The sequence below is a fragment of the Streptomyces griseobrunneus genome (genome assembly GCF_046713465.1).
Lineage (GTDB): Bacteria > Actinomycetota > Actinomycetes > Streptomycetales > Streptomycetaceae > Streptomyces > Streptomyces microflavus.
Window position 1 is genome coordinate 1,365,340 of sequence record NZ_CP177080.1, and the last position, 25,470, is coordinate 1,390,809.

At 72.6% G+C, this 25,470-nt stretch carries 17 protein-coding genes and 4 pseudogenes; 8 read left to right on the forward strand and 13 right to left on the reverse strand.

The annotated features are described in order from the left end of the window. Positions 1 to 26 precede the first annotated feature (26 nt). Both ACK8N7_RS06105 and ACK8N7_RS06110 read right to left on the reverse strand, forming a co-directional pair. Positions 27 to 1,064, reverse strand: coding sequence for a glutathione S-transferase family protein (locus tag ACK8N7_RS06105; protein WP_403211204.1), 1,038 nt, complete (start codon positions 1,062 to 1,064; stop codon positions 27 to 29). Continuing rightward, positions 1,061 to 2,560, reverse strand: coding sequence for an MFS transporter (locus ACK8N7_RS06110; RefSeq protein WP_403211206.1), 1,500 nt, complete (start codon positions 2,558 to 2,560; stop codon positions 1,061 to 1,063). The genes ACK8N7_RS06105 and ACK8N7_RS06110 overlap by 4 nt, the downstream gene beginning before the upstream one ends. Before the next feature lie 89 nt (positions 2,561 to 2,649). Between ACK8N7_RS06110 and ACK8N7_RS06115 the strand changes: the two genes are divergently transcribed. Together ACK8N7_RS06115 and ACK8N7_RS06120 are read left to right on the forward strand one after the other, a co-directional pair. Beyond that, positions 2,650 to 3,045, forward strand: a complete 396-nt coding sequence (locus tag ACK8N7_RS06115; protein WP_399580588.1) for a VOC family protein — start codon at positions 2,650 to 2,652, stop codon at positions 3,043 to 3,045. 157 nt (positions 3,046 to 3,202) lie between these two features. Further along, entirely contained in the window at positions 3,203 to 4,294 is a 1,092-nt protein-coding gene (locus ACK8N7_RS06120; protein WP_500441335.1) for a glycoside hydrolase family 5 protein, read from the forward strand. A 22-nt stretch (positions 4,295 to 4,316) separates the two neighbouring features. On the opposite strand, the pseudogene ACK8N7_RS06125 reads toward ACK8N7_RS06120, so the two are convergent. The 5 genes and pseudogenes from ACK8N7_RS06125 to ACK8N7_RS06145 form a co-directional block, all read right to left on the reverse strand. Next, positions 4,317 to 5,350, reverse strand: a pseudogene (locus ACK8N7_RS06125) (aldo/keto reductase). Between the two features lie 219 nt (positions 5,351 to 5,569). After that, a pseudogene (locus tag ACK8N7_RS06130) lies at positions 5,570 to 6,550 on the reverse strand (ABC transporter ATP-binding protein); the annotation flags it as partial. Continuing rightward, positions 6,547 to 7,938 (reverse strand): annotated as a pseudogene (locus ACK8N7_RS06135) (LLM class flavin-dependent oxidoreductase). The pseudogenes ACK8N7_RS06135 and ACK8N7_RS06130, both read right to left, overlap by 4 nt. 44 nt (positions 7,939 to 7,982) lie before the next feature. Next, a complete protein-coding gene (locus ACK8N7_RS06140; protein ID WP_500445698.1) occupies positions 7,983 to 8,711 on the reverse strand; it encodes an ABC transporter ATP-binding protein in 729 nt (242 codons plus the stop codon). A 166-nt stretch (positions 8,712 to 8,877) separates the two neighbouring features. Then, positions 8,878 to 9,759, reverse strand: a pseudogene (locus ACK8N7_RS06145) (ROK family protein); the annotation flags it as partial. A 627-nt stretch (positions 9,760 to 10,386) separates the two neighbouring features. On the opposite strand from ACK8N7_RS06145, the gene ACK8N7_RS06150 reads away from it, so the two are divergent. Beyond that, positions 10,387 to 12,804, forward strand: coding sequence for a DUF8508 domain-containing protein (locus tag ACK8N7_RS06150; protein WP_403211214.1), 2,418 nt, complete (start codon positions 10,387 to 10,389; stop codon positions 12,802 to 12,804). A gap of 25 nt (positions 12,805 to 12,829) precedes the next feature. On the opposite strand, the gene ACK8N7_RS06155 is transcribed toward ACK8N7_RS06150, so the two are convergent. From ACK8N7_RS06155 to ACK8N7_RS06165, 3 genes are read right to left on the reverse strand one after another with little or no spacing between them, the layout of a single operon-like run. Further along, on the reverse strand, positions 12,830 to 13,729 hold the full coding sequence (locus ACK8N7_RS06155) for an alpha/beta fold hydrolase (protein ID WP_403211216.1): 900 nt from the start codon (positions 13,727 to 13,729) through the stop codon (positions 12,830 to 12,832). A gap of 20 nt (positions 13,730 to 13,749) precedes the next feature. Then, a complete protein-coding gene (locus ACK8N7_RS06160) occupies positions 13,750 to 15,024 on the reverse strand; it encodes a beta-ketoacyl-[acyl-carrier-protein] synthase family protein (protein WP_403211218.1) in 1,275 nt (424 codons plus the stop codon). After that, entirely contained in the window at positions 15,021 to 15,254 is a 234-nt protein-coding gene (locus tag ACK8N7_RS06165; RefSeq protein WP_015612298.1) for an acyl carrier protein, read from the reverse strand. The genes ACK8N7_RS06160 and ACK8N7_RS06165 overlap by 4 nt, the downstream gene beginning before the upstream one ends. A 264-nt stretch (positions 15,255 to 15,518) precedes the next feature. On the opposite strand from ACK8N7_RS06165, the gene ACK8N7_RS06170 reads away from it, so the two are divergent. From ACK8N7_RS06170 to ACK8N7_RS06190, 5 genes are all read left to right on the forward strand, one after another. Next, a complete protein-coding gene (locus ACK8N7_RS06170; RefSeq protein ID WP_403211220.1) occupies positions 15,519 to 15,965 on the forward strand; it encodes a nitroreductase family deazaflavin-dependent oxidoreductase in 447 nt (148 codons plus the stop codon). Positions 15,966 to 16,104: 139 nt separating this feature from the next. Then, positions 16,105 to 16,710 (forward strand): GOLPH3/VPS74 family protein, encoded by a 606-nt coding sequence (locus tag ACK8N7_RS06175; protein ID WP_403211222.1) that lies wholly within the window; start codon positions 16,105 to 16,107, stop codon positions 16,708 to 16,710. An 80-nt stretch (positions 16,711 to 16,790) separates the two neighbouring features. After that, a complete protein-coding gene (locus ACK8N7_RS06180; protein ID WP_500441339.1) occupies positions 16,791 to 17,522 on the forward strand; it encodes a nitroreductase family protein in 732 nt (243 codons plus the stop codon). Positions 17,523 to 17,801: 279 nt separating this feature from the next. Continuing rightward, complete coding sequence (locus ACK8N7_RS06185; protein ID WP_403211226.1) at positions 17,802 to 19,355, forward strand: peptidoglycan-binding protein; 1,554 nt, start codon at positions 17,802 to 17,804, stop codon at positions 19,353 to 19,355. A gap of 68 nt (positions 19,356 to 19,423) precedes the next feature. Beyond that, complete coding sequence (locus ACK8N7_RS06190; RefSeq protein ID WP_500441342.1) at positions 19,424 to 19,666, forward strand: hypothetical protein; 243 nt, start codon at positions 19,424 to 19,426, stop codon at positions 19,664 to 19,666. A gap of 14 nt (positions 19,667 to 19,680) precedes the next feature. Here ACK8N7_RS06190 and ACK8N7_RS06195 read toward each other — a convergent pair whose 3' ends face one another. From ACK8N7_RS06195 to ACK8N7_RS06205, 3 genes are all read right to left on the reverse strand, one after another. Beyond that, positions 19,681 to 20,352 carry a hypothetical protein gene (locus tag ACK8N7_RS06195; RefSeq protein WP_500441344.1) on the reverse strand — a complete coding sequence of 224 codons (672 nt, stop codon included), beginning with the start codon at positions 20,350 to 20,352 and terminating at the stop codon, positions 19,681 to 19,683. 87 nt (positions 20,353 to 20,439) lie between these two features. Continuing rightward, on the reverse strand, positions 20,440 to 24,201 hold the full coding sequence (locus ACK8N7_RS06200) for a S8 family peptidase (RefSeq protein ID WP_500441346.1): 3,762 nt from the start codon (positions 24,199 to 24,201) through the stop codon (positions 20,440 to 20,442). A gap of 95 nt (positions 24,202 to 24,296) precedes the next feature. Then, positions 24,297 to 25,439, reverse strand: a complete 1,143-nt coding sequence (locus tag ACK8N7_RS06205) for an XdhC family protein (protein ID WP_403211234.1) — start codon at positions 25,437 to 25,439, stop codon at positions 24,297 to 24,299. Positions 25,440 to 25,470 lie beyond the last annotated feature (31 nt).

Here is a 25,470-nt window from a genome sequence, read left to right on the forward strand (position 1 = left end):
GCCGCCCCGGGAGAGCTGAGACCGGGTCAGACCTGGCCGACCGGTGTGACCCGCTCGTCCTCCCGTACGGGCCCCGGCGGGGTGCCGTCGCCGAACGGGCGGCCGCCGAGCTGTTCGCGGTGGTGCGGGGTGCTCCAGCCGGAGAGGTCGGGGCCGAGGGGGACGATGCCGGTCGGGTTGATGCCCGTATGCACCTGGTAGTAGTGGCGCTTGATGTGGTCGAAGTCGACCGTGTCCCCGAACCCGGGGGTCTGGTAGAGGTCGCGGACGTAACCCCACAGGACGGCGTCCTCGGTGATCTTCGTACGGTTGCACTTGAAGTGGCCGTGGTAGACCGCGTCGAAGCGGACCAGGGTGGTGAAGAGGCGGATGTCGGCCTCGGTGATGGTGTCGCCGACCAGGTAGCGGCGGTCCGCGAGCCGGGCGGAGACCTGGTCGAGGCGGGCGAAGAGGGCCTCGTACGCCTCGTCGTACTCCTGCTGGCCGCTGGCGAACCCGGCCTTGTAGACGCCGTTGTTGATGTCCCGGTAGATGCCCTCCATGACCTCGTCGATCTCCGCGCGCAGCGGCTCGGGGTAGAGGTCGGGGGCGCCGGGGCGGTGCAGGGCGGTCCACTCGGTGGCGAGGTCCAGGGTGATCTGCTGGTAGTCGTTGGTGACCAGCTTGCCGCTCGGTACGTCGACGATCGCGGGCACACTGACGCCCCCGGGGTAGTCGTGCTCCCGGGCGTCGTACGCCTCGCTCAGGTAGCGGATGCCCAGCACCGGGTCCTTGCCGCCGGGGTCCAGGGTGAAGCGCCAGCTGCGGTCGTCCTGGATGGGGTCGGTGACCGCGAGGGGGAGGGCGTCCTCCAGGCCCAGGAGGCGCCGGGAGACCAGGGAGCGGCTGGCCCAGGGGCAGGCCCGGCTGACGACGAGCCGGTAGCGGCCCGGCTCGACGGGCCAGCCGTCTTGGCCGTCGGCGGTGATGCGGTCGGCGAAGTGGCTGCGGGACCGCTTGAACGGCTTGTGGCCGTAGGAGGTGTTGCCGTCACTCCCGGCGCTCTTCTCGGATGTGTCGCTCATGCCGCGCTCCTCGTCGGGTCGGTGTGTTCTGTCCGTTCACGTCGTCTGCCCCGCCGGTCGGCTCCGACGTCGGCCAAGGCCACGATCAGGGCGGCCAGCACGAAGGCGACCGAGACGATCAGCCCGTGGTCGTACGCGTCCGCCCAGCCCTCCGGGCCGACCTGGGCGAAGAACACCGCGCCCACGGCGGCGATCCCGACCGCGGAGCCGACCCGCTGCCCGGTCTGGAGAGTGCCCCCGGCGCTCCCGGCCCGGGGTACGGGCACCTCAGCCAGGGTGAGCGTCTGGTTCGGGGCGATCACCAGGCCGCTGCCGAGCCCGGCGAGGAGCAGCGGGGCGGCCATCGCCCAGCCCACGCCGCTGCCGGGGACCAGGTGGACGGCGAGCGCGGTGCCCGCGAGGCCGAGCGCGACCATCGTGAGTCCGGCCACCACCAGCGGGCGGCCGAACCGCCCGACGAGCCGGCCGCCGATCGACGCGGCGACCCCGGAGCCGAGGGCGAAGGGGGTGATGGCGAGTCCGGCCTGGAGGGCGGAGTAGCCGAGACCGGACTGGAGGTAGAGGGTCGTGACGAAGAAGATCGAGGTGAACCCCGCGAAGTAGAACAGGATCAGCAGGCACCCCAGCCAGTAGGAGCGCAGCCGGAACAGCGCGAGGTCCAGGACGGGGTGGGTGGGGCCGCCCGTGCACCGGGCCTCCCAGGCGACGAAGGCCGCGAGCAGGGCGGCGGCGAGCACGACCAGCAGCCACTTGCCGTTGCCCTGCCACTGCTGGGCCTGGACGAACGGCAGCAGCAGGGCCAGCACACCGGCGCCCAGGAGGGCGACGCCGACCGGGTCCAGATCGCGCGGCCGGACCCGGCCCGCGGACGGGGTGTCCGGGAGCAGCCGGCGGGCCAGCAGGAGGCAGACGACGCCGAGCGGGAGGTTGACGTAGAAGACCCAGCGCCAGCCGTGGTCGGGGCCCGCCGCCTGGATCAGCAGACCGCCCAGCAGCGGGCCCACAGCGGTCGAGATGCCGACGACCGTGCCGAACATGCCGAAGGCGCGGCCGCGCTCGCGCCCGGAGAACATCTGCTGGATCAGCGCGGAGATCTGCGGGGAGATCAGACCGCCCGCTATGCCCTGGACCAGACGGGCGATCACCAGCCACATGCTGGACTGGGCGGCTCCGCAGGCGGCGGAGGCGAGGGTGAAGAGGGCGAGCCCCGCCATGAAGACCGCCCTTCGGCCGCGCGCGTCGCCGAGGCGTCCCGAGGGGATCAGGAAGAGGCCGAAGGCGAGGGCGTAGCCGGAGAGCACCCATTGGAGGTCGGACTCGGGGGTGTTCAGCCCTTCGCGGATGGACGGGAGGGCCACATTGACGATGGAGACGTCCAGCAGGGTCATGAAGCCCGCCACCAGGCAGACCGCCAGCGCCTTCCAGCGCCGGGGGTCGGGGCCGCCGGGGGCGGCGTCGCGTCCGGCCGGGCCGGGATGCGCCGCGCTCTGTGCCATGGTTCGCACCTTAGGTCGAGCCGGGTGTTTCCTCATCCGGACGTCCGGGGCACGGCGTGTCCGGGACGGCCGGGGGTACCTGTTCCCGCATGACTGTGGAGAAAACGAGCGTTCTCGTCCTTGACTGTGCCGAACCCATGGAGCTGGCCGAGTTCTACGCCGGTCTGCTCGACGCGGAGGTACGGATCGGCTCCGACCCCGACTTCGTGGAGATCGTCGGCAACGACGGCGTCCGGCTGGCGATCCGCCGGGACCACGGCTACGCACCGCCGAGCTGGCCCCGCCCGGAGGACTCCCAGCAGGCGCATCTGCGGATCCTGGTGAGCAGCGACGACATCGACGAGGCCGAGCGCGAGGCGATATCGCTGGGGGCCAGGCCCGTCGACACCGGTGACAGCAACAGCGGTCCGCGCGATGTCCGGGTGTACGGGGATCCGGCGGGCCACTCGTTCTCGCTGGCGGTGTACCCGCTGCCGGTGAGCTGAGCAGCAGGGGGGAACCCAGGGGCTCTTCGGGGCCCCTTTTCTCTTGGGCTCAATAGACAGGAAAGTTTCCCAACACTGTTGCGCCAATTGGAAGGAAGCTTTACTTTCAGTTCTGCCGCCATGGCGCCTCCCACCCCCATCCGAAGGGAGCACCACCATGCACCAGCGCACCACTCCCCCCACCGAGCCCACCCCCACGGCCGGCCGGCGACGATTCGCCCGAAAGGCCCTGCTCGCCGCGTCCGCGCTCGGCGTGGTCACCTCACTCCTGGCCCCCGTCCGGGCGGGTGCCGCCCCGGCCCCCGCCGCCCCCACCGCCGCTCCCACGGCCGCGACGCCGCTCGCGGCCAACGGCCAGCTCTCCGTCTGCGGCCGGCAGCTCTGTAACTCCTCCGGCCAGGCCGTCGCCCTCAACGGCATGAGCACCCACGGCACCCAGTGGTACGCCCAGTGCGTCACCGACGGGTCGCTCAACGCCCTGGCGACCGACTGGCGCGCCGACGTGCTGCGCGTCTCCACCTACGTACAGGAGGGCGGGTACGAGACCGACCCGGCCGGGTTCACCGCGCGGGCGCAGAAGTTCATCGACGCGGCGCACGCGCGCGGCATGTACGCCGTCATCGACTGGCACATGCTCTCGCCGGGCGATCCGAACGCGAACCTCGCGCGGGCCAAGACCTTCTTCACCGCGATGGCGAAGAAGTACAAGGACCACCCGGGTGTGCTCTACGAGATCGCCAACGAGCCCTCCGGGGTGAGCTGGTCGGCCATCAAGTCCTACTCCGAGCAGATCATTCCGGTGATCCGGGCGCAGGACCCCGACGCGGTGGTCCTGGTCGGGACGCGCGCCTGGTCCTCGTTCGGCGTCTCCGAGGGCTCCAACGAGTCGGAGGTCGTGAACAACCCGGTCCGCGCCTCGAACATCATGTACACCTTCCACTTCTACGCGGCCTCGCACCGCGAGGAGTACCTCAGCGCCCTGGACCGGGCCTCCGACCGGCTGCCCGTCTTCGTCACCGAGTTCGGGACGCAGAACTACGCTGGCGAGGGCGCCAACGACTTCGCGATGTCGCAGCGCTACCTCGACCTGATGAAGCGCAAGAAGATCTCCTGGACCAACTGGAACTACTCCGACGACCACCGCTCCGGTGCCGTCTTCAAGACGGGCACCTGCAACGGCTCCAACTGGACGGGGACCGGGGTCCTGAAGCAGGCCGGGGTCTGGATCCGCGACCGCATCCGCCAGTGACCCCGGCCCGCACCCCTCGCCGTCAGGCCGTACGGCGGCGCAGGGAGGCGTCGGTGAGAACCGCCGGAGTGTAACCGGCTTCGCGCGCAGACAGGTTGGTGCCGGGCGGGACGATCTCGTCGATCCGGTCGAGGACGTCCCGGCTCAGCCTCACCTTGTCGGCGCCGAGCTGGCTCTCCAGCTGCTCGAAGGTGCGCGGCCCGATGATCGCCGAGGTGACGGCCGGGTGCTCCAGCACGAAGGCCAGGGCGAGTTGGACGAGGGTGCGGCCGGCCTCGTCCGCCAGGGTCGCGAGGGTGTCGGCCGCCTCCAGCCTGGCCGCGTTCCCGGGCGCGGCGATGTCGAAGCGGGCGGCCTGGCGCTCGGCTCGGCTGGAGGCCGGCTGCTCGGCGCCCTTGCGGTAGCGGCCGGTCAGCCAGCCGCCGGCCAGCGGGCTCCAGGACAGCACGCCGAGCCCGTACCGCTGCGCCACCGGCAGCACCTCGCGCTCGATGCCCCGGGCGAGCACCGAGTACGGGGGCTGCTCGGCGACGAACCGCTCGCGGCCCCGGCGCTCGGCGATCCACTGGCCCTCCACGATGGCGGAGGCTCGAAGGTGGAGGTGCCGATGTAGCGGATCTTGCCCTGGCGGACCAGGTCGGTCAGCGCGCCGAGCGTCTCGTCGAAGTCGGTGTCCGGCTCGGGGCGGTGGACCCGGTAGAGGTCGATCCACTCCGTACCGAGGCGGCGCAGGCTGTTCTCCACCTCGCGGATGATCCAACGGCGGCTGTTGCCGGACTCGTTGGGATCGTCGCCCAGCCGGCCGTGGAACTCGGTGGCCAGCACCACGTTGTCGCGCCGGCCGCCCGCGAGCGCCTTGCCGACGATGGTCTCCGACTCGCCCTGCGAGTAGACGTCGGCGGTGTCCACGAAGTTGATGCCGGAGTCCAGGGCGTGGTGGATGATCCGGACGCTGTCGTCGTGATCGGGGTTGCCCCGGGCGCCGAACATCATGGTGCCCAGCGAGAGGGGGCTGACCTGGACGCCGGTGCGGCCGAGGTTGCGGTATTCGGTCATCCTGCACTCTCCTTGATGAGCTGACTGGTGGTGTCGGGGTGGTCCTGCGGCGTCTGCCGGAAGGCCTCCCACAGGCGGTGGTACGGGCCCCGCGCCGCGAGGAGTTCGGTGTGGGTGCCGCTCTCGACGACGGGCCCCGGCGTCGAGGACGACCACCCGGTCGGCGCGGGCGGCTGTGGTCAGCCGGTGGGCGACGACCACGGTCGTACGGCGACGGCACAGGGCGTCCGTCGCCTGGCGTACGGGGGTGACGAAGGAGCCCAGATAGGTGGTGAAGGCGAGGAAGGTGCCGAGCGAGATCCGGCCGTGCAGGGCCATCCAGCCGCCGAGGGCGAGGCCGGCGACCTGGCCGAGGGCGGGGACCGCCTGGAGCGCCGGGTTGTAGTGGCCGGTGAAGCGGACGACGCGCAGCCGGGAGGCGAACAGGGTGCGGGCGCGCTCCTCCAGGCCGGTCAGCTCCCGGCTCCCCTGGCCGAAGCCCTTGACGACCCGGACGCCGGTGACGGTCGCCTCGACGGTGGAGGCGACCTCGGCGGCCTCCTGCTGGGCGTGCCAGTCGGCGGGGAAGAGGTCGCGGCGGCTGCGCAGGGCGATGGCGTAGAGCAGCGGTCCGACGATCAGTGCGACGACGGTGAGCAGGGGCGAGAGCCAGGCCATGAAGAGCAGCGAGAAGACGAACATCAGGACGTTGCCCGTGAGGTTCGGCAGGAACTGCAGCAGGGTCTGGATGAGGGTGATGTCGGAGATGGACCGGCTCACCACCTGTCCGGTGCGCAGCCCGTCCTGCTGGGCGCCGCCGAGCCGCAGGAGGGCGGCGAAGGCGTCGTTGCGCAGGTCGTACTGGACGCCGAGGGAGAGCCGCCCGGAACGGTAGCGGCGGGTGAAGCTCGCGCCCAAGCGTACGGCTCCGAGTGCGGCGAGCAGGCCGATCCAGGGGGTCAGGGAGGTCGTGGTCCCCCCGGCCACCCCGTCCACCCCGTCCACCACATGGCGCAGGACCAGGGGCAGGGTGGCGGTGGCGACAACGGCGACGAGTGCGGCGCCGAAGGCGAGGAGCAGGTCGGTGCGGTGGCGCAGGCGGTAGGCGAGCAGCCGGCGGGCCCAGCCGGGTGCGGGTGGGGCTGCGTCGGGCGGCTGTGCGGTGCCGGACCCCGGCTGCTGCCCGGGTCCGGCACCGCTGCGCGCCGTACAGTCGGTCACCGGGCCCCCGCCGCGGCCAGGCCGATGCCGGTGTGGGCGGCGGCCGGGTCGATCTCGTCGAACAGCCGGTTGGCGGGGCGCGGCAGGCCGTAGTGGTCGCGCAGGGTGGCGCCGGTGTACTCGGTGCGGAAAAGGCCGCGCTCCTGGAGGATCGGCACGACCCGGTCGACGAAGACCTCCAGGCCGGAGGGGAGCACGGCGGGCATGATGTTGAACCCGTCGGCGGCCCCGCTGTCGTACCAGTGCTCGATGGTGTCGGCGACCTGCTCGGCGGTGCCGGCGAAGGTCCGGTGGCCGCGTCCGCCGCCGAGCCGTCCGATGAGCTGCCGTACGGTCAGGTGCTCGCGGCGGGCCAGCTCCACGATGAGGGTGTAGCGGCTCTTGGCGCCCTCGATCTCGTCCTCGGTGGGGATGTCCTCGGGGAGTTCGGCGTCCAGGTCCAGCTCGTCCGGGGCGATCTTGAGGCGCAGGGCGAGCTGGCGTTTGGCGTACTCGGGGACGATGAGGCGGTCGAGCTCGGCGTCCAGCTCGCAGGCCTCGGCCTCGGTGTCGCCTATGACGAGGACGATGCCGGGCAGGATCTTGATGCCGTCCGGGTCGCGGCCGAGCGCCACGGCCCGTGCCTTGACGTCCTTGTAGAAGGCGATGCCCTCCTCCAGGGTCTGCTGGGCGGTGAAGACCGCCTCGGCGTACCGGGCGGCGAAGCCCTTGCCGTCCTCGCTGGATCCGGCCTGCACGAGCAGGGGGTAACCCTGTGGCGGACGCTGGACGTTGAGGGGTCCGTCGACGCGGAAGAACTCGCCGCGGTGCTCGATGGCCCGGACCCGTTCGGCCAGCGCGTGGACGCCGCTCTCCTAGTCGGCGACGACGGCGTCGTCCGCCCAGTTGTCCCAGAGCTTGGTGGAGACCTCGACGAACTCGGCGGCGCGGCGGTAGCGCTCGCGGTGCAGCGGGGTGTCGTCCAGTCCGAAGTTGCGGGCGGCGTCGGCCCCGGCGGTGGTCACGATGTTCCAGCCGGCCCGGCCGCCGGAGACGTGGTCCAGGGAGGCGAACCGGCGGGCCACGTTGCAGGGCTCGTTGTAGCTGGTGGAGGCGGCGGCGATGAGCCCGATGTGCTCGGTGGCCCCGGCCAGGGCGGTGAGCAGGACGGTGGGCTCCAGCTTGGCGGCCGGGCGGCGGCCGGGGTCACCCATGAGGACCGGGCTGTCGGCGAGGAAGAGGGAGTCCAGCCGGCCGCGTTCGGCGATCCGGGCGAGGTTCTTGTAGTGCTCGATGTCGGAGCCCGCCTCGGCGGGGCTCTCGGGGAGCCGCCAGGACGCCTCGTGGTGTCCGGTGGACATGAGGAAGGCGTTGAGGTGGAGCGGCTTGCGGGTCTTGGCGGAGGGCATGGGTGTCTCCAGAAAGGTGCGGGGTGGACGCGCGCGGCGGTGGTTCAGGCGGTCGGCGGCGGCTGCGCCACCCCGAGGGCGGTGAGCAGGGTGTCCCGGTACTCCTGGAAGCGGGCGTCGCGCCGGGAGCGCGGGGTCGGCAGGTCGATGGCGAGGTCGACGGAGATCAGCCCCTCCTCCAGGACCAGGACCCGGTCGGCGAGTTCGACGGCCTCGTCGACGTCGTGGGTGACCAGGAGCACCGCGGGGTGGTGGCGTTCGTACAGTTCGCGCAGCAGGCCGTGCATCTTGATCTGGGTCAGCGCGTCGAGGGCGCCGAACGGCTCGTCGGCCAGATGGAGTTCGGGTTCACGGACCAGGGCACTGGCCAGGGCGGCGCGCTGCTGTTCGCCGCCGGAGAGCTCGTGCGGCCAGGAGCGGTCGCGGCCGGCGAGGCCGACCTCGGCCAGAGCGGTGAGGCCGCGCTCGCGGGCGCCGGGTCCGCGCAGCCCGAGGATCACGTTGTCCAGGACCCGGAGCCAGGGCAGCAGCCGGGAGTCCTGGAAGGAGAGCGACACCCGTTCGGGGACAATGAGTTCACCGGAGCCCTCGACCGTGTGGTCCAGGCGGGCGACGGCCCGCAGCATGGTCGACTTCCCCGATCCGCTGCGGCCGAGGAGGGCGGTGAACTCCCCCGGCGCCAGGGTCAGGTCCAGCTCCTTGAGGATGATCCGGTCGCCGAACTTCCGTACCGGCCGCTTCGTCCGGACCGCGGGCCGGACCTCGGTGATCAGCGGCGGGCAGCGCGGGCCAGGGGCCCAGCGGGTCGGTGTACAGCGCGCCGAGCGCGACCGCGCCGCCCGCCGTGGCCAGCACCGATCCGCTGAAGCTGCTCGGCACCACGGCCCGTTCGGGGTGCTCGCAGACCCAGGACCGCTCGGCCACCTCGGCCCGCAGGTCGGCCAGACACTCCGGGATCCGGCCGGCCCCCGGCTCGACCACCACGAGGACCTCGGGGTCGGACATGTCCAGCAGCAGCAGCGCCGCCGCCCGGCCCACCAGCCCGGCCCGCCGCCGGAACAGGGCGAAGGCCCGGGCGTCACCCGCCAGTGCCCGGTCGAGGAGTTCGGTGAACGTGCCGACGACCAGGCCCTGTTCGGTGGCCCGGCGCACCATGGCCCGCTCGGAGACCTCCGACTGCAGGCATCCGGCCCGGCCGCAGGAGCACGGTTCGGCTCCGCCCGATCCGCCTGAGCCCAGGGGCAGATGGGCGACGCTGCCCGCGCCGGAGCGGGGGCCCAGATGCATGGTCCCGGAACTGGCGAACGCCGCGTCCACCACCGCGCCGACGAAGAGCAGGACCGTGCTGGCCCGGGTCGACGCCTCACCGAAGAGCTGCTCGGCGCGGGCCAGCGCCCGGGAGTGGCTGTCCACATGGACGGGCAGCCCGGTCGCGGCTTCGAGGATCTCGCGGACCGGGACGTCCCGCCGGCCCAGGTGCGGGTGGTCGACGACGACTCCGCCTGGGACGGGCGTACGGGCCCTTCGCGCCGATCGCGTGCGGCTGCCGGTCCTCGGCGACGATCCGGCCGCGCAGGTCCATGAGGGAGACGGTGGAGTGGCGACGTGGGCCCCGGCGACGAGATAGCGGCCGGTGTCGATCTCGACGGGGATGTGGGGGCGGCCGAGGCCCTTGGGCCCGACGGTCTCCGCGCTCTCCCGGACCAGCCCGCGGGCGAGCAGTTGGCCGACGTGGCCGGTCACGGCGGCCGGGGAGAGTCCGGTGAGGCGGGCGACGTTGGAGCGGGCGGCCGGCCCGTGGTCGAGGATCGCGCTCAGCACGGAGCCGGTGCCGGAGACCCGGCGGGCGGGCCCGGCGGCGGGGATGTCGGAGCGGCGCAGCGGGGCGGGGCGGGGCGGTGGGCGGGCGGGCGCAGTCAGACGCTTTACACGTGTCTTCCAGGTCCTCGGTGGCAGCGGGCCGTGCGGGAGGCTCTCGGGCGGAGCCTGGACCTCGACCCGTCGGCGCGGCGGGGGGTTGCGGCTTCTCCCGTGGAACGGTTGCCCGGCGTGCGCACGCCGGAGGGGCTCCGGCTGCGGTCGCTCAGGGGCTGGGTGCGTTCAGGCCTGGTGACACGCCGCGGAGCACACGCGCTTCAGGTCGACATGACCCCGCGTCGTCAGGTGTGCGAATCGCTGCATGGCGCGCAACGTAGCCGGAACGGCGTAACCCGGTCAAACCGTTGACCGCATGGTGGACGGCCGTCTCACGGGGGCGTGTTGCCCGGACATTGCCGCACGTGACGGGCGTGTGGCGGGCGCGCGACGAGCGGCGCCGGGGGTCCGCGCGAGGCGCGACAGCCTGTTCTCCATCCGGATGATGCCGGGAATTAACCGATGACGCCTTGTCATGCCCCGTTCTACGCGCATAGTTTTTGGCTCTTACCACCAAGCTGAGGGGCACCTGCCGTGCAGATATCCAGATCCGGTTCCGTCCTGCTCACCGGCGCCGTCGCCGTGGCGCTCGCGGTGACCGCCCTGCCCGCCGCCCACGCGGCCCCGTCCGCCACCGCGGTGATCTCCGAGGTGTACGGCGGCGGTGGCAACTCCGGCGCGACACTGACCCGGGACTTCGTCGAGCTGGCCAACGCCGGCTCCACGCCGTTCGAGATCGGCGGCTTCAGCGTCCAGTACCTGCCGGGCGCTCCGTCGGCCGGTTCGCAGTGGCAGGTCTCCGCGCTCACCGGGACGATCGCCCCCGGCGGCCGCTACCTCGTCGCCCAGGCCGCGGGCACCGGCGGCACCGTCGCCCTGCCCACCGCGGACGCCACCGGCACCATCGCCCTGGCAGCCGGAAGCGGCACGGTGGCCCTGGTCTCCGGCACCACCCCGCTCACCTGCAGGACCGCGGCGGACTGCGCCGCGGAGCCCCGCATCGTGGACCTGGTCGGCTACGGCTCCGCTGTCGTCCGGGAGGGCAGCGGCCCGGCCCCCACCGCCTCGGCCACTGCCTCCGTCTCCCGGGCCGCCTCGCTCGCCGACACCGACGACAACGCGGCCGACCTCTCCGCCGGCGCCCCGACCCCCGTCAACGCGGCGGGCGAGACGTCCGGCGGCGGCCAGGAGCCGGAGGAGCCCGGCCCCACCGAGCCCGGCACCGTACGGATCCACGACATCCAGGGCACGACCCGTATCTCCCCGCTCGACGGCACGGCGGTCACCGGCGTTCCGGGCATCGTCACCGGCGTACGGACCACGGGTTCGCGCGGCTTCTGGATCCAGGACACCGCGCCGGACAAGGACGCGCGCACCAGCGAGGGCCTGTTCGTCTACACCGGCTCCGCCGCACCGGCCCTGAAGGCCGGCGACTCGGTCCTGGTGAGCGGCAAGGTGGCCGAGTACCGCCCGGGCACCGGCACCCAGTCCATCACCCAGCTCACCGCGCCCCGCACCACCGTGCTCTCCTCCGGCAACGCGCTGCCCGCCCCGGTCGTCCTCGACTCCCGCTCGGTGCCCGGCCGTTACGTGCCCTCGGCGGGCGGCGGCGCGATCGACGCGCTGCCCCTGGTCCCGAAGCGGTACGCCCTGGACCTGTACGAGTCGCTGGAAGGCGTCCGGGTCCGGATCGCGGACACCCGGGTGACCGGCGCGACGACGGCGTACGACGAGATCTGGGTGACGGTCAAGCCCCGCGAGAACCCGACCCGGCGCGGCGGCACGCTCTACGCCTCGTACGAGGACCAGAACACCGGCCGCCTCAAGGTGATGTCGCTGGACCCGGCGCAGCCGATCCCGACGGCGAACGTCGGGGACGTACTGAAGGGCCGTACCACCGGCGTGCTCGACTACGCCTCGTACGGCGGCTACAACGTGCAGGCCACCGAGGTGGGCACGCTCGTCGACAAGAAGCTGCGGCGCGAGGTGACCCGCAAGCAGAAGAAGGACGAGCTCGCCGTCGCCACGTACAACGTGGAGAACCTGGACGCGGCCGACGAGCAGGCCAAGTTCGACAGGCTGGCCGAGGGTGTCGCGGTCAACCTCTCCTCACCCGACGTCGTCTCGCTGGAGGAGATCCAGGACGACAACGGCGCGGTCAACGACGGCACGGTGGGCTCCGAGGCGACGCTGAAGCGGTTCACGGACGCGATCGTCGCGAAGGGCGGCCCGCGCTACGCCTGGCGCTACATCTCCCCCGAGAACAACAAGGACGGCGGCGAGCCGGGCGGCAACATCCGTAACGTCCTGCTCCACAACCCGAAGCGGGTCTCCTTCGCCGACCGGCCGGGCGGCGACGCCACCACGCCGGTCCAGGCGGTGAAGACGCGGAAGGGCGTCGAGCTCTCCGCGTCCCCCGGCCGGATCAACCCGGCGAGCCCGGCGTGGGCCGACAGCCGCAAGCCGCTGGTGGGCGAGTACACCTTCCGGGGCGAGCCGGTCTTCGTCATCGGCAACCACTTCGCGTCCAAGGGCGGCGACCAGCCGCTGCACGGCCGCTACCAGGAGCCCACGCGCTCCTCGGAGACCAAGCGGATCCAGCAGGCCGCCGAGGTCAACGCGTTCGTCACCTCGCTGCTGAAGGCGGACAAGTCGGCGCACGTCGTCACCCTCGGGGACTTCAACGACTTCGCGTTCTCCCCGACGTTCACGGCGCTGACCAAGGGCAAGGTGCTCAAGCCCCTGATCACGACGCTGCCCGCATCGGAGCAGTACAGCTATGTCTTCGACGGCAACTCGCAGATCCTGGACCACATTCTGACGAGCCCGGCGATCCGGCGCTTCGACTACGACGTGGTGCACATCAACGCGGAGTTCGCCGACCAGGCCAGCGACCACGACCCGCAGGTGGTCCGCGTGAAGGTCAAGGGCACGCACGGCCACCGGCACTGAGACCGGGGCCCGGCGGGGCGGACTCTCAGGTCCGGCCCGCCGGGGCGGCGGCCTGGCGCGGCAGCGTGACCGCGCCGGCCGCCGGCTCCCCTTCCGTGAAGAACCCGGACACCAGCTCCGCCACCTCGACGGCCCGCTCCAGGACCACCCAGTGGTCGGACTCCCCGATCGTCAGGAACCGGCTGCCCGAGATCGTCGCCGCGAACTCCCGCTGCCGCTCCGGCGAGGTCACCGTGTCGTGCTCCCCGGCGAAGACCAGCGCCGGTACCCCGCTCAGCCCGCCGGAGAAGTCCGGCCGGTCGGCAAGCGCCCGGTAGAGCGAGTCCGCCGCGTGCGGCGAGTGGGAGAGCGCGTGCAGGAACGAGCGGCGCACATAGCGACGGGCCAACTCCCTTCGGTGGACCGGTCGTTCGGGGTCCAGGCACATCAGCGCGTCGGCGGCCAGCGCCGCGAACCCCTCGTGGTCCCCGCCCGCCAGCACCTCCCGCGCCCGCTCCCAGCAGTCGACCTGGGCCTCGTCGATATGGACCGGTACGCCGCCGAGGGCGAGCCGGGCCACCCGCTCGGGGTGGCGCTGGGCGAAGCCGAAGGCGATGGCGGTGCCGTAGGAGAAGCCGAAGAGGTTCATCCGGGGGGCGCCGAGGTCGTCGGCGATCTGGAGCACGGCCCGCCGCAGGATGTCGGCGCTGGGGCCGGGCGGGAGGGGGTCGGCGCAGCCCATGCCCGGCAGGTCGGCGGTGACCACGTCGGTGGCCGGGCCGAGGTGGTCGTCCATCTGGGGCCAGCCGTACATGCCCTGGAGGGCGCCGCCGAGGACGAGCGCCGGTTCGGTGACGGGGGGCCTGCCGCCGGAGGCGTACGGCAGGACGCGGTAGCCGTAGCGCACTCCGTCCACCGACAGCGTCCGGATGATCTCCTCGGGCATGCCTCTCAACTCCCTTAGCCTCAGGCCCTGGTGAGGACGAGCGCCGCGTTGTGGCCGCCGAAGCCGAGCGAGGTCTTCACCGCGCAGTCGAAGGAGGCGCTGCGGGCCTCCTTGGCGACGACGTCCATCTCGATCAGCGGGTCGGGCGCGTCCAGGTTGACGGTGGGCGGGACCAGTTGGTGCTGGAGGGCCAGCACGGTCAGCGCGGCCTCGATGCCGCCCGCAGCGCCGAGGGTGTGCCCGGTCATCGCCTTGGTGGAGGTGACCAGCGGGCTCTCGCCCAGGACGCGGCGGAGCATGGCCGCCTCGATGAGGTCGTTGGAGAGCGTCGAGGTGCCGTGCGCGTTGACGTGTCCGACGTCGGCCGGGGAGAGCCCGGCGTCGGCGAGGGCGGTGCGCAGGGCGCGTTCGATGCCGAGCCCGTCGGGGTCCGGGGCGACGGCGGAGTGGGCGTCGCTGGAGGCTCCGTAACCGCTCACGTGGGCGCGGACGGTGGCGCCGCGGGCGCGGGCGTGGTCGGGGTGTTCCAGGACCAGCAGGCCCGCGCCCTCGCCGACGACGAAGCCGTCGCGGTGGGTGTCGAAGGGGCGGCAGGCGGCCTTGGGGTCCTCGCGGCGGGTGGAGACGGCCTTGAGGCGGCAGGCGCTGGCGATCAGGAGGCGGGTGCAGGTGGATTCGGCACCGCCCGCGATGACGATGTCGCAGGCCCCGGAGCGGAGCATCTGGTGGGCGGTGCCGATGGCGACGGTGCCGGAGGAGCAGGCGGTGGAGACGGCCTGGCTGGGGCCCTGCACGCCGAGGTCGAGACTGACGCTGCTGGCCGCGCCGTTGACGACGCTGAGGGGGGCGAGCTTCGGGGAGACCCGGCGGGCGCCGCGCTCGGTGAGGGCGGCGTGCTGCTCGTCGTAGAAGGGGAGCCCGCCGTGGGCCGAGCCGATGACGATGCCGACCCGGCCGCTGTCCCAGACCGACGGGTCGAGCCCGGCGTCCGCGACGGCCTCGCGGGCGGCGACGACGGCGAGCTGGGCGAAGCGGTCCATCAGCCGCTGGGCGGCCACCCCGAGCACCTCGCGCGGGTCGCAGTCGGTGACGGAGTAGAAGAAGTCGCAGGGCAGTTCGGCGAGTTCGGGCCGGGGGCCGACGGACGGGACGAGCCCCTCGGTGACGCCGTGCCAGGCGGCCCCGACGCCCGTACCGGCCGCGGTGACCAGGCCGACCCCGGTGACGGCGGCGGCGAACGGGGCGAGCGGCGTACGACGGTAGGGCCCGGTCGCGGGGGCCGCCGGGGCGCTCATGCGGTGGCCTTGACGTGGACGACCTCGATCAGCCGGCCGAGGGTGTCGCGCGAGGTGAGCGCGACGTCCTCCAGGTCGACATCGAGCCGGTCCTCGATGAGCAGCCGCAGCTCCTCCAGGGCGAGGGAGTCCAGCCGCAGCCGGTGCAGCGGAACGTCGGGGCGCAGCGCCTCGGGGTCGGTTCCGAACTTCGCTACCAGCAGGGCGCTGATCTCTTCCGAGGTGCTCATTGGCGCTCCTGGGCTCAGTGACGCGGTGACGCCGGCCGCGCGGTTGGGGGTGAGGTGGGGAGGGGCCATCGGGGGACGCCGGCTGCTCCGGAAGGACCCTTTATACGCCTTCACCGAGGGGTTCCCGGCCCGCGTTCCCCCGTGCGGTGGGAGAGCTGTCCAGGTGTACGAATCCCCGGGTGCGGCCGGACGGGGGTGCAGGATGGAGGGACGGGCCCGGGAGGGCCTGTCGTCGGACTGCCCCACGAGGAGAAGGAGAAGCCCATGGCTGCGGACGCGGACGGTGCGGCGGAGGTCGAGGTCAGCCCCACCGGCTGGGTGGCCCGGCAGGCGGAGCTGTACGAGTCGTCCGGCGGCACGAAGGGCACCACCCAGCTCGGAGTGCCCTGCCTCCTGATGGACTACGTGGGGCGGCGCAGCGGGGCCGTACGGCGCACGGTGCTGATGTACGGGCGGGACGGCGAGGACTACCTGATCGTGGCCTCCAACGGGGGCTCGGACCGTCCGCCGCTCTGGTACCTGAACCTGCGGGCGAACCCCGAGGTCGAGCTCCGGGTGGGGACCGAGCGCTTCCCGGCCGTCGCGGCGACGCTCCCGGCCGAGGAGAAGGCCCGGGTCTGGCCGCGGCTCGTGGAGCTGTTCCCGCGCTACGCGCAGTACCAGGCGGGCACCGGGCGGGACATCCCGGTGATCCGGCTGACGAGGCGCTGACCGGGACCAGGCCGCCCCGGCGGAGTGATACTGATCGTGACGGTCGCCCGACTCCGGACCGGCTCCGCAGGCGGGCCGGCGCGGAGGAGAGGGACCCGTCCTTGTCGATTCTCTGCCGATGTTCCGAGAGGAGCCGTTCATGACCACGGCGAAAGACCTGTTCATCATCGCCATGGAGCCGAGGCCGGAGCACACCGTGGGGCAGGGCGACCTGTCGCTCGCGCTCGCGGGAGCCGAGCTGATCGATCTGATCGGTGCGGGGGCCATCACCGTGGACGACGACCGCATCGTGCCGGGCGAGCCGTCGACGCCGCAGGACCGGCTCCTCGGCGAAGCCGCGGCGCGGCTCACCCGGCAGCCGCCCCACGAGCCGGTCGAGGACTGGCTGTGGCGCCGGGGCAAGGATCTCTCGGCGGCCTACCGGGCGGCGCTGGAGGAGGACGGTGAACTGACCCGGAAGCGGAGCGGCCGGCTCTCCTTCGGCCCGGAGCGCGTCGAACCGGCCGACACGCCCGCCCGCCGGGCGGCGGCCACCCGCTGGGAGGAACGGGAACCCGTCCTGGCCTCGCTCGTCTCGGCGGTCGGTGTCGGGGGCGGACCCTCCGACGACGATCCGGGCCCGGACGACGAGGCGGTGACGGCCGTGCTCACCGCCGTCCACGATGCGGTGATGGAGCTGGAAGCGGTACGCCAGCGGCGGACCATCGAGAACTCGGCCTTCGCCAACCTCTGGCGCGGCCCCTGAGGCGGGGGAACGCCTCGGCCCCCGGCTCGCAGGAGCACCCCCCTGCCGGGGGCGGGAAGTTCTGCCTAGACTCCGCGATCATGACCAACGAAACGGTTCAGGCCGATCCCTCCGCCCCCGGCGGCCCCGCTCTCTTCGACACCATGTCCACCATGCGCGCCATGCGCCGCCTCAAGCCGGACCCCGTCCCGGACGAGCTGGTCGACCAGCTCATACAGGCCGCCGTCTGGGGGCCCAGCGGCGGCAACATGCAGTGTTACGAGTACGTCGTGGTGACGGACCGCCAGGTGATGGCGCGGCTCGCCCCGCTGTGGAAGCGGTGCGTGGACTCCTACCTGGCGACGACCGGGAAGTACGCGCCGAAGGGCATGGATGATGCGGCGTACGGCCGGATGGTCGCCGCGATCGAGTACCAGCGCGACCACTTCGCCGACACCCCGGCGCTGATCGTGCCGTGCTACCGCTTCCCGGCGCCGCGCCTGGACGAGGAGGGCCTGATCGCCTCAGCGCAGGCGCTCGGCCCGGAGGCGAGCGAGCGGATGATGGCCTCTCAGACCCGGTTCCAGGCGCTGGCGGAGGGCTCCTGCGTCTACCCGGGCGTCCAGAACCTGCTGCTCGCGGCGCGGGGTCTCGGGCTCGCGGCGAACATCACCATCTGGCACCTGTTCCTGGAGCAGGAGTGGAAGCAGGAGCTCGGCATCCCGGAGGACATGGCGACGTTCGCCGCCGTTCCGGTGGGGTGGCCGCAGGGCAACTTCGGGCCGGTGCGGCGGCGCCCGGTGGCGGATGTCATCCACCGGAACCGCTGGTAGCGAAGACGGGGCCGATCGGCCCATCACACCCCCTGTCGGGTGATACGCCCCGTCACCCGACAGGTCCTAATTGACCGTCAACTTTCTTATTTTTCAGGCCAGTTGCGCGACACCCCGCAACCCGGCCGTCATTGTCATGCCCTTCTCACCTCGCTAGCCTGGGTGCGCTCGCAGCCCTACTGCCCCTTCACCCCGGGTCTGTCCTTCACCCCGGGGCAGAGGGCTTCTCTTCTCCTCCCGCGGTTTTCCCCACAGATTCCCCACAGAGCAGGAGCACCCATGCCCAGAAGCACCGTCGCCCGCACCCGGGCGCGCGCGTCCGTCCTGGCGGCCCTCACGGTCACGGCCCTGGTCGCCACCGGCCGGCCGGCGACCGCCGCCCCCGCCCCGCCCGCCGCCGAACCGCTGAACCGCGCCTTCGACCGGGCGGCGCAGGAGTACGGCGTTCCGCGCGATCTGCTGGCCGCCGTCGGCTACGGGGAGAGCCGGCTCGACGGCCACGCGGGGCTCCCCAGCCAGGCGAACGGCTACGGCGTGATGCACCTGGCGAGCAACCCCGACAACCGCTCCCTGGAGAAGGCGGCGGCGCTGACCGGCGAGCCGGCCGAGCGACTGCGCCGGAACACCGCGGCGAACATCCTCGGCGGCGCCGCCGTCCTGCGCGACCACGCCGACCGCCTCGGCCTGGACCGTGCGGAGCGGCGCGACGTGAACGCCTGGTACCCGGCGGTCGCCCGTTACAGCGAGGCCGAGGGGCCGGCCGCGGCGCTCTACGCGGACACGGTCTTCACGTTCCTCGCCCAGGGCCTGACCGCGACGGCGCCCGGCGGCGAGCAGGTACGGGTCCCCTCCCGCCCGGTCGCCCCGGACAAGGACGAGGTCTCCGCGGCCGGGGTCTACGCGCAGAGCCCCGACTACCCCTCGGGCCTCTGGGTCCCCGCGTACTCCGGGAACTTCGTCGTCGGCCGCAAGGCGACCGTCGACAAGGTGATCATCCACACCACCCAGGGCTCGTACGCCGGCTCCATCAGCTGGTACCAGAACCCGGCCTCGAAGGTCAGTGCGCACTACACGATCCGCTCCTCCGACGGCGAGGTCACGCAGTCGGTCCGGGAGAAGGACACCGCGTGGCACGCCGGCAGCGTCAACTCATCGTCCGTGGGGATCGAGCACGAGGGTTACGTCGACAACCCGGCCTGGTACACGGAGGCGATGTACCGTTCCTCCGCCGCCCTCACCAAGCACCTCGCCGCGCGGTACAGCATCCCGAAGAACCGGTCGCACATCATCGGCCACAGCGAGGCGCCCGGCGCCACCCATACCGACCCGGGCCCCAACTGGGACTGGAACCACTACATGCAGCTGATCGGCGGCAGCCCAGGCACCCCCGGTGACAGCCTGACCTTCCCCTCGTACGCGCTCCAGCAGTCGGGCTCCTCCGGCCCGCAGGTGACGGCCGTCCAGCAGCTGCTCAACGCCCAGGGGTACGCGGCGGGCGCGGCGGACGGCATCTTCGGCCCGGCCACCAAGAGCGCCACGCAGGCGTTCCAGCGGGCCCGCTCCCTCACCGCCGACGGCGCGGTCGGCCCGAAGACCTGGACGGCCCTGCTCTCCGCCGGCACCACCCCGGCCCTCGCCCGCGGCAGCTCCGGCGACGCGGTGAAGCGCCTCCAGCGCTCCCTGACGGCGGCGCTCGGCACCACCGTGGGCGTCGACGGCAGCTTCGGCCCGACGACGGAGACGGCCGTACGCAGCTACCAGACCAGCCGAGGCCTGGGCGTCGACGGCAAGGTGGGCCCGGCCACGTGGGGGGCGCTGCAGGCGGGGCGCTGACCGGAGGTCACCCCGGGCCTCGCGCCCGGAACTGCTGAGCGGAGGGGGCTCCCGGTACCGTGGATCGCGTGTGCCACTACGCGATGACCCGGTACAAGCTGCACTTCGCCTGTGTCCCCTGCCGTGTCAGCTTCAAGCGGCACCCCGCAGGGGACCGGGAGCAGCCCTGCCCGAACTGCGGCAGGCGACCGCGCTACCGTCCCCGCACCCGCGCGGAGGTTCGGGCCCGCCTGGTCGTGGCGGCCCGGACCGGCCTGACAGCGGCCGAGGCCCTGTCGCGCCGCGATCCGCCTACCGCGGAGGCGGACTGAGGGAGGTCCGGCCCCTACGCTTCCGGACCGGCCGGATACCCGATCTCCTTGATGTCCTCGGCCAGCTCCGCGGGCACCCGCTCCGGGGCGAGCGCGGCGATCACCTCGTCGGTCAGCGGCCGCAGGGCGTAGACATGGCGTACGGCTTCGAGGTCCACCGGGGCCTCGAAGTAGTCCTCCGCCCACTCCTGGTAGGACTCCGGGGTGCCCGTGACGAGGAGCTGGAAGAGCCAGTCCGCGCCGTCGGAGTCCTCGCCGTCCTCCGGGAACTCGATGGTCCCCGCCCGCCAGCGGTCGTCGGTGGTCTCGCGCCAGAGGCAGGCGGTGACCACCGGCAGGCCGAACTCGTCGGTGAACGAGGGCTCGTCCACGTAGGCGCGGAAGACGGCGGGGACCTCGTCGAGGATGCCGGGCCAGGGCGCGTCGTCCACGTAGGGGCTCATCGGGGACTCGTGGTCGAAGCCGCGGGCGTAGACCCCGGCGGCGGAGAAGACGACGGAGTACTCGCCGCCCGAGCCGTCCCGCATCGAGGCCATCGCCTCCGTGGGGGACCAGTGGGCGTCGAAGCTGTGCCAGCGGTGGTCCCATTCGGGGCAGAGGATCGCGTCGAGCATCGCCAGGGAGCGGCAGAGGTCGTCGAGGGGGGATATGCCCGGCAGCCTGCGGGCAACGTCGTGAACGCTCATGCGCACATCCAACCGCACGGGGCGGCGCTCCACGCACGTGGTCCCGCACCCCCGGGCCACGGGGGTGCGGGACCATGTCTCAGCAGGTCACTTCAGGCCGAAGGCCCTGATGATCTCCTGGTCCACGACGAGCCCGCCGGGGCCCTCCGCGTGGGCCTTGAGCGAGACCGACGCCGCACCCTTGGCGGGGGTGCGGAACTTCGCTGTCCACCCGCCGGTGCTCTTCTTGCGCAGTTCGGCCTTGGTCCAGTGCTGGCCGTCGTCGTAACTCACCGACAACGAGGCCTTGTCCGCCTTCACCGCGCCCGGCAGCCACTCCTGGGTTCCGGAGGAGAGGCCGATCTCAGTCCAGCGGCCGGCCCTGACGTCTCCGGCCAGGTCGGTGTCGACGTCGTAGTCCAGCTGGAGCAGCGGGATGTCCGCCTGGGAGGCGCCGTTCGGGTCGAGCGCCCCCGAGACGAAGCCCCACTCGGTGTGCGTGCGCGTGGAGCTCTTCCAGGTCTCCGCGTCCCGCACCGAGTCGATGACCAGGCGGTACGGAAGCTTCCGCGGCGACAGGTCCCAGGCGTAACCGGCCCTGCCCGCGCCCTTCTTGATCAGGGTGTCGCCCTGGTGGATGGCGTACGAGGTGGTGTCGTACTCGTCCTCGGGCATCGAGCCGGAGTGGCCCTCGCCCGCGTCCGTCCAGGGCGTGATGTTGAACTGCATGTCGTTGCTGACCGTGCGGAACGGGCCCCAGTAGCCGGTGCCGAGGCGTGGGCGGGTGACCGGGGCGAACCACTCGGCCCGGTACTCCTTGCCCGGCAGGTAGTCGAGCTCGGCGCTGCGCATCTCGGCGGCGAAGTCGGTCTGTCCGGCGTTGAGGACCGAGTGGTTCTCGTACCAGAAGGAGTCACCGGGGAGGGGGTTGACCCACTCGGTGCGGACGCCGGGGAACTTCTCGTACTCCTCGAAGCCGAGGCCGGGTCCGTACTCCGGGATGTCGTAGCGGTAGCCCGCGCCGAGGGTCTTCCGGTGGCCGTAGAAGGTGTTGGTCACCTTCGCCAGGTCGCGGGTGGAGGGGGCGAAGGCGAGGGAGCGGTCCGGGATGGTGCCGTCGTGGCGGTCCACCAGGTCGTAGACGTACGCCGCGAACTTCTTCTGGTCGACGGTCACCTTCTTTCCGCTCTGCGCGGCCCGGATCAGGGTGTCGCCCGCGAGCTGCTGGACCGAGGCGACGGGGATCGTGGACTCCTCGCCGTACGGGACGTAGGACTCCATGGCCCGGCCCCGGCCGTCGTGGACGACGAACAGCGCCTCGGCTCCGGCGGCCACGGCGGCGGCCAGCCGGTCGGCGGGGGCGACCGTGTCGCTGCGGGTGATCACGACGGCCTTGCCGCGCGCGTCGAGGCCCTTGTAGTCGGCGGCCGCGCCCCTGCCCGCGTACACCGCCGTCAGCTTCTGCTCACTGTCCTCGGCGACGGCCGAACCGCCCTGGACGGTCACGGGCACGTCGTGGCCGTCGGCGGTGACGTCGATCAGCTCCTCGCCCTGGCGCCAGCGGGTCAGGAAGCTGAAGCTGCCCTCCTTGACCTTCTTGGTCGGGCTTGCCCACAACTGGTCGTAGGTGATCGGGATTTGGTACGCGTCGCGCTGGACCGTGCCGTCCGGAGCCGTGCGCACCATGTCGTAGCGGAGCTGCCGGGTCTCGGTCTCCTTCGGCGTGCGCACGCTCACCTTGCGCGCCTTGGAGGCGTCGAGGGTGACGGTGGCGGACTTGGTGAGGATCGTCTCGGGGGCCGCGAGGAAGGCGACGGCCTTGGAGTCGGGGCGGTCGCCGTCGATATCGACCGAGGCCCAGGCGGTGTAGTTGCCGGGCGACAGGCGCAGGGTGGTCTCGCCGCCGCTCACCTGGACGACGCCGAGCTGCGGGTCGCCCAGTGCGGCGAGGACGACCAGGCCGTCCATCGGCTTGCCCGCGCGGTCGCGGAGCTTCAGCGTCAGGTCGTGGAGCTCCTTCTCCTTGGTGAGGGCGAAGCCGGTGTGGGCGACGGTGGTGCCCGCCGCGTCGGTGGCGACGACCTGGCCGGAGAACGTGGTGTCGTTCGGGACCTTCGCCGGGTCGAGGGACAGGACCGCTTCGGCCGTCGCGCCCGCCGGGACGGTCAGCGTCGGGGTGGAGAGCGTGTAGGCATCCTCGTCGGTGTCCGTGGCGAGGTTGAGCGTGATGTCCTTGTCACCCGTGTTGCGGTAGGTGATGGTGCGTTCGGCGACCGGGTCGGACGGGCTGTGCGGCCAGTCGTAGGAGGCGGCCTGGACCGAGCCGGTGGCCTCGACCGTCGTGTCGATGGCCGCCTTCACGTCGAGCCGGCCGGTCCCCTGCTCGTAGGGGGTGTACTCGTCGAGCTTCTTGGACGAGGTCATCAGCGCGTCCTTGATGCGCTGACCGCTCCAGTCGGGGTGACGCTGCTTCAGAATCGCTGCCGCGCCCGCGACATGGGGCGTCGCCATCGACGTACCCGACATCGACTGGTACGGCCCCTCGATGCCGGGGACGTCCTGCGATGCCGCCGCGTTGATGTCGACGCCGGGGGCCGACAGGTCGGGCTTCAGGCCGTGCGAGCGGACCAGCGGGCCCATGGAGGAGAAGCTCGCGCGGGCGTCCTGCTTGTCGACGGCGGCGATGGTGAGCGCCTTCTCCGCCGAGCCGGGCGAGCCGATGGTGCCCGCCCCGTACGCGTTGCCGGCGGCGATCACGAAGAGCGGACCGCCGTCCGCCGAGAGGGAGTCCACCGCCTGGGACATCGGGTCGCCGCCGTCGTCCGGCACCGGGGAGCCCAGGCTCATGGAGACGACGTCGGCCCCTTCGGCCTTCGCCCACTCCATGGCCTCGATGATCCCGGAGTCCGCGCCGGATCCCTCGTCGCTGAGCACCTTGCCGACGAGGAGGTCGGCCGCCGGGGCGACGCCCTTGTTGGCGCCGTCCGACGCGGCGCCCGAACCGGCGATGGTGGAGGCGACGTGCGTACCGTGGCCGTTCCGGTCCTCCACCTCCTCACCGGGGATGAAGCTGCGGGAGGCGACGATACGGTCCTTGACGTCCGGGTGGCCGGCGTCGATACCGGTGTCCAGGACGGCGACCTTGGTGCCCTTCCCGTCGAGCCCGGCGGCCCACGCCTGCGGGGCGTTCACCTGCGGCACCGAATCCGCCAGCAGCGCCTCGGAGCGGCCGTCCAGCCAGAGCTTCGCGATCCCGCTGTCGAGCGAACGGGCCTGCGGTGTACGGGTGATGGCGTCCCAGAACGTCCGGGCGTCGTCCTTGCCGGTCTGGAGCGCGGCGCCCTGGATGGAGGCGAGGGTACGGGTCTTCTCCGCACCGCGCGGGGCGGCCGGGAGCACCGTGGCTTTCCCCTTCACCGCCGGGTAGGTCGCGATCAGCGGGATCGAGCCGGTGCCCTCGTCGTCGTACCCCATCCGCACCAGGGCCGAGACGTTGAACAGCCGCCGGTCCAGCCTGCCCGCCGCGAGCAGCGCGGTGGCCTCGTCGGGCAGGACGTGGATGTCGCCGCCCGCCTGCTGGACACGGACCCCGCCGCCCGCCCCGTCGGGACGGTCCACGGTGACGGTGTCCTGGCCGCCGGGCCCGTCCACGTACCGCACGACGTCCCCGGTGATGAGGGTGACGGTGCGTATCTCGGAGCGCGGGGCGTCGGCGCGGGGGGCCGCGGGTGCGGGGGCCGCGCCGGCGGTGCCCGCGAAGGGGACCAGCGTGGAGCCCACGAGCGCCGCCGAGGTGGCCAGGAGGAGGGCTCTGCGTCCTGGGCGCGCGGATCTCGCGCGGCCGGGAACGGAGGAGGGGGAAGAAGTCATGCAGCTGATCTACCGGTAAATCCGGGTCGGCCGCTGCGTTCCCGGCTGGCAGGAAACCGCCGTGGCGGTTACCCGCCCGGCGTGGACCAGGGGTTTCAGGCCACGGAGGCGAGTGGTTGTCCGCTGCTGTCGTGGTGGATGGGGGTATGGGCGCCGGTGAGCGGTACGCCGCTGCCGCCGCGCCGGACCGCGACGATCTCGGCGGCGATGGAGAGTGCCGTCTCCTCCGGCGTACGGGCGCCGAGGTCGAGGCCGATCGGCGAGTGCAGCCGGGTCAGTTCGCGGTCGGTGAGGCCGACCTCGCGCAGGCGGTCGTTGCGTTCCAGGTGGGTGCGGCGCGAGCCCATCGCGCCGACATAGGCGACCGGGAGGCGCAGTGCGGCCTCCAGCAGCGGCACGTCGAACTTGGCGTCGTGGGTGAGGACGCAGAGCACCGTACGGGCGTCGGTGGCGGTCTCCGCGAGGTAGCGGTGGGGCCAGTCGACGACGATCTCGTCGGCGTCGGGGAAGCGGGCGGCGGTGGCGAACACGGGCCGGGCGTCGCAGACGGTGACCCGGTAGCCGAGGAACTTCCCGGCCCGGACCAGCGCGGCGGCGAAGTCGATGGCGCCGAAGACGATCATGCGGGGCGGGGGCACGCTGGACTCGACCAGGAGCTGGATCGGCCGGCCGCAGCGGGAGCCCTCCGCGCCGATGGCGAGCGGCCCGGTGCGGCCCGCGTCCAGCAGGGCGCGGGTCTCGGCCGCGGCGGTCCGGTCGAGCGCCGGGTGGCCGCCGAGCCCGCCCTCGTAACTCCCGTCGGCCCGGACCAGGAGCGGGAGTCCGAGCAGCTCCTCGGGGCCCTCGGTGACTCGCGCCAGCGCGGCCGCCGCCCCCTGTGCGGCGGCCGCCAGCGCTGCGGCGAACACCGATCGGGCGGGATCGTCCGCCCGCACCGGTGTGACCAGGATGTCGATGACGCCGCCACAGGTCAGGCCGATCGCGAAGGCGTCCTCGTCGCTGTAGCCGAAGCGCTCGCGGACGGACTTCCCGTCCCTGAGTGCCTGCTCGCACAGCTCGTAGACCGCCCCCTCCACACATCCGCCGGAGACCGAGCCGATGGCCGTGCCGTCGCGGTCGACGGCGAGGGCGGCACCCGGCTGCCGGGGCGCGCTGCCGCCGACCGCCACCACGGTGGCGACGGCGAACTCGCGTCCCTGCGAGACCCACCGGTGCAGCTCTTCGGCGATGTCCAGCATGGCGTTTCTCCTTAGGCGGGAAGAGGGGAGG